The organism is Magnetococcales bacterium (assembly GCA_015231925.1).
Classification (GTDB): domain Bacteria; phylum Pseudomonadota; class Magnetococcia; order Magnetococcales; family JADGAQ01; genus JADGAQ01.
This window is the reverse complement of sequence record JADGAQ010000253.1, coordinates 1-4,842: the sequence shown is the minus strand read 5'-3', so window position 1 is coordinate 4,842 and position 4,842 is coordinate 1. Positions and strand designations below refer to the sequence as shown.

The 4,842-nt window shown below is 58.3% G+C and carries 3 protein-coding genes; all 3 read right to left on the bottom strand.

What is annotated here, in order from left to right:
* Window positions 1-203: 203 nt before the first annotated feature.
* The gene (locus HQL56_18220) at window positions 204-3,146 is read right to left on the bottom strand and encodes a hypothetical protein (GenBank protein MBF0311455.1); all 2,943 of its coding nucleotides are present in this window, start codon (window positions 3,144-3,146) and stop codon (window positions 204-206) included.
* 10 nt (window positions 3,147-3,156) lie between these two features.
* Window positions 3,157-4,485 (bottom strand): hypothetical protein, encoded by a 1,329-nt coding sequence (locus HQL56_18215; protein ID MBF0311454.1) that lies wholly within the window; start codon window positions 4,483-4,485, stop codon window positions 3,157-3,159.
* A gap of 46 nt (window positions 4,486-4,531) precedes the next feature.
* Window positions 4,532-4,842, bottom strand: a 311-nt coding sequence (locus tag HQL56_18210) for a DUF4351 domain-containing protein (protein ID MBF0311453.1), incomplete at its 5' end; no start/stop codon positions are given.

The following is a 4,842-nucleotide window of genomic DNA, read 5'->3' as shown; positions in this document are numbered from 1 at the left end:
AAGGGTTGGGGGAGTCTGAGGGGGAGCTCCGCTGCCCCCTCAGGACTTTTCCTTCAATCCTTTGTCGGGTCGATGTCGAGTTTGTATAAAACCCAACTTCGAGCCCGTTCCCAACGTCGTGAAGCCCTCGACCCGACGGAGGGGGCCAGGGGAGGGCCTCATCCTCCCCATCTTTGAAGCCCGAGCCCGGACGGAGCCGGGGTTTATCCCGAAGTCTCCTTCTTGTACTGTTCCAACCACTCGTCCTGATCCAGGGGTGGCCAGGGTTCCTTGTCCGGGTCGTAGCCCGCCTCGCGCAGGGCGTTGAGGTAGTTTTGCGCGGCCTCTTCGCCGTGCCAGGCGCGGTAGAGGGTGCCGGGACGCAGGGAGTCGGGGCCGAGTTCTTCGGGCAGGTCGGAGACCTCTTTTCCGGCTTTTTCCAGCGCATATCGCAGCACGCGGTAGAGCTTGTGGGAGAGTGCCTCCAGGGGTTGGGGGAGGAAGTTCGGCTCTTTGGCCAGTTTCTGGATGTGTTTGTAGGGGAACCAATCTTTTTGAATGAGTTCGGTTATCTCTTTTTTGTCAGGCCAGGTAGCGATCAGTTTGTCGAAAGCCGTGATTGCCTGATTTGGGGTGGCATGAAAGGTCTTGGAACTTCTCGACATAACTAAAGCAATATTCCATTGGGCGAAATAGTGTTCGAAGTTTCGATCATGAGCTGGAACCCGCCCCAGATTCTGATGCAGAGACTGATTCAGAACTTGCACCCAAGCCCTATGCCAATTAAAAGTCAGAAATTTATTCTGAACCAGATCCCTAGCCAAGCTCCGATCACAAGCGAGATCCTGAGCAAGATTCCGATCCAGAACTTTAAGGCGAGCCCTTAATCGACCATTATCCAAATTCCCAGCCCAATCCTTAACCCAATCCCCTTCACGAGCTTGATTCAGATCCAGAGCCCGATCCCCAAAATAAAGCAGAGACTCCATGGCTCGCTGTTCAAAGACCAGGGTTTGCTCAATGTTGCTATGTTCAAAATGAGCCAGGATGGAAAAGGGGGATGGGAAGAAGTCGATGAGAAAAAGCCTTCCAATCAGGGGCAAGCTTTCAATCAACAGAGTTCGTGGTTGGCTGGAAAATCCGTGGAAATCCAATGAGGTTCTTGTCCCAGGATCGTGCGATATCAAAACACGCCACCTCTCCAGGGTGGCCGCCTCAGCCTCTTCCCAACGCTTCCGTAACCAGGGCAAGGGCATGGCACCAAGCAGGGTGATTTCGTTGCAGGTGGCCTCGACATTATCATTCGGCAACTGCGCCAATCGTTGCGCCATCCACTGCCGAACGCCCGACTGCCAAACCTCCCACCGCTCGGCGATGCGAAGATAGAGTTCGAACCAATCAGAGTCGAATGAAGAAATGGCCAGTTGCCAGTAGTGCTGCCACAACTCCAACAGAAACGCCTCCGAAAGCCCTTGCTCCCCCTCGCTCAACAGCCGGTGCAGAAAACGCAAACGGCCTCGGGCAACCTGGACGTTGGGATCCTCGACCCACTCCTGCAACAACTCCTCCTGAACCTCCGCCTCCTCACTGCGATGCAGCAGCCCGAAGAGGCTCAAGCCGACGGGGTGCCATGCCTCCTGATAGAGACGGTCCAACAGGTTCTTTAACAGATCGCTGTCCTTGCGATTGCGGTTGCGCAGAATCCAGGAGGCGGTGAGGAACTCCTGAAAGGAGAGGTGGGAAAAACGCAGCAATCCCTGTTCCGGGAAGACCAGCAGTCCGGCTCGCAAGCGGTAAAAGTCCAGCAGGGCGGGTATCTTGTCGGTGGTAAAGGAGAGACCGCTACGCTTCTCTCCCAGCCACTTCGCCATCCAGACGGTGAACTCGGCCTCGGTGAACTGGAGACTGAAGGGGCTTTCTTCCCCCGCCGGGGTGGAGCCAAGCTGCTTGGTGTGCAGGTCGTGGGCCAGCCGCTCCAGAACCCGGCGACGTTCCAGCCGGTCGAAAACGTGGGCCACCAGCCCCTTTTTATGGTCGTCCAGATCCTTGGCGGCCTCCAGAATGTCGAGACAGGCCTCCACCATGGCGCGATAGGCTTCCACGAAGGAGTTGGGCAACTCGCCCTTGACATCGTGAACATAGGTGAGGGTGGCCAGATAGATGGGGCGGCGCTGAATCTGGGCGAAGCTGCGATTGGTGCGCAAGGTGAGCAACAAACGCTCGATCTTCTGCTGCTGTCGGGCGGGCTCCTGGGGAAAACGGGCGGCGAACCAGCGTTTTAGATAACTTTCTACCTGCTCGTCGGAGAAGGGGCGCAGAAAACGTTTGGTGAAATCGGGACAGGGGGTTCCCTCCGGCAGTCCCTCCCGGCGCAGCATGGCCTGCCACAAGCGGGGTTTTGGGGTCGAGAAGGACCAGTCGGTGAATCCCGCCGGACGCCCCGTCACCAGAATCACCGCCTGGGGATAGCGGGCGGCGAAGATTGCGATCAAACGCCGCAGATGCCGTCTCCCTGCGATGCCGATCTCATCCACCCCGTCGAAGGCCACAATGGCCCAGCCGGTCTCCAGATAGAATTTCACGTTCAACAGATCGGGCAGACCCGGACGGTCCCGTTGCACCCGGTCCGCCCAGCGTTGCAACAGCTCTTCCGTGGTGCGCACCCCCTGCAGATTCAGATCCCGCAGGATCAGCGGCAGCACCAGCCGACGCCCGAAGGCCTCGTTCCAGGGGTTGTACGCCATTTGCGAACACCCGGCGGCCAGCACCCGCACCAGCGCGGACTTGCCAGAACCCGGTGGCCCGATGATCACCAGCCGACCCGCAACCCCCGTCGGTTCATGCTCCGCGTTCCAGGTGAGCAGCAGATCTTCCAGTTCCTCGCCGGGTTCGGCGATGACCGTGCTGAAATCGGGGTCGGAGGGGGAGATCTCCTTTGCACTGAAACGCTCTTCCACGAAGATGGAGGTCAGCGCCATGGGGGTGCGCTGGTTGGCATCGGCAATACCGGCGAAGTCGGCCTTCTGGTAGGTATCGATGAGATATTTGCGGTAGCTGAGCAGCCATTGGCGGCGGTCGAAGCCGTCTTTTGCGCTATCCATCCAGGGAATGGCGCGGAGATTGGCCTGAATCAACTGGCGCAGGCCCAGACGACGTTTTTCATCCATGGCCGGGCTCCTAGATCAGGTAGGTTGTGATGCCAAGATGTTCGAAGGTCGCTGAAAAAGCCCTGCGGAAGTTCCAAATGGCCCCTTCCCGCCAGACGCGGGTGCGCAACAAACGATACTCTTCCTCCTTGAGAGGATCCTTTTTCTCTTCCTGTGTGAGCAGGGGGCTGGAAAGGGAACGATGAAAAAAGGCGAAGAGAGAGTTTGCCGTGTGGGGTGTCAAACAGAATTCCACCAGAGACTTTTTGACCCCTTCTCCCTCGTTGGCCAGAAGCTCGTAGACATCCGGAGCGAAACAGCGCAGCCAGTGGACCAGCAGGGCCGGTTGGTTGTCCTCTCCGGGCTGCAGACCCATCAGAGGACGCAAGGCGATGAGGCTGTTGAGAAAGTTTTTGATAACACGGGGGTTGTGGGGCAGCAGAGGAAGGATTGTTCCGGAGCTGAAAAAACCCTCCAGGCCACCTTTTCGCAACAAACAATCGATGAAGCGGCTTAATTCGCGTTCGTCTGGTTGCGGCAGATGCAGCCGGGCCTGAAAGAGTTTGTCCACATAATCAGCCGCTTCGGCGCTGCTGTAGTTTCCGGCGCGAGCCACGGCGGTTTCGACATGCACCCGGTCCAGGGCGAAGACAAAGACGCAGGCCTTGCTGGAAAGAAACAGCTTGATGCTTTCCAGCAGGGCAAAAACCGTCGAATCGGCGCAGCGGTCGAGATCATCGATGAAGATGACCAGCCGGGCTTCCTCGCTTTTGCCACCGATGACGGCCTGAATGGCCTTTTCGAACTCTTCCTGGAACTTCTGCGCCATCAACGGTTCGGCGAAGCTGTTCCGGCGGTGTTGGTCAGCGGCTTTTTCCAGCCCTGAAACCAGGGTGTGGGCCGTGCGGCGACCCATACCGAGCAGCCCGGCGGAATCGATGAAGGCGCCCAGGGCTTTGATACCCACATCCACCATCTGTTCCGTGGTCTTTTCCAATGTGAAATAGGTTCTGCGCCAGAGGCCGATCTGTTGCCGGATTTCATGCAACAGAGGCACCATGGGGTTGCTCTCCCCCTGATACTGCCAGGGATTGAACCAGACGGGACAGACGAATTCGGGAGCGTTGTCGCCAAGGGAGGTGTTGTTCGGCTTCAGGGATTCGTGCAGAGCCATGAGCATGGAGGTCTTGCCCGCGCCCCAACGTCCGCCGAGAGTGACCGAAAAAGGCGGGCCAACGTCTAGCAGCATGCGGCGCACCTGCCCGGCGAAGACCTCGTAGCCAAGTTCAGCGATTTCCAGCGTCGGCTCATCGTTGAAAACACTCATGCCATCCCCCTCCGTGAGGTCGCATGGTGCCATGAACTTGCCATCCAGGCAAGTTTGCTCCGCCGCAGTCCGCAAAGGCCTATTGCAGAAGTTCCGTCAGCGTGCCAACCTCGAAAATCCGCTCGCTCCAGCGTTCCAGGAGTTCGCTGTCCGCGCCGAGGATGGTTTCGACCTGGGAGTCGGGCAGGGGGCCGAAGCGTTTGGTCAACTGTTTCAGCAGCAGGGCCGCTTCGCCTTTGCGAATGCCTTGCTCTTCGCCCTTCTGATACCCTTGTGCTTCACCCTTCTGAAAACCCTGTGCTTCACCCTTCTGGAAACCCTCCTGCAGGGCCAGTTCCACCGCGCCGCGAGCGTCGGTGATGGCCATGCCCGCCTTGTCGTAGATCTCCA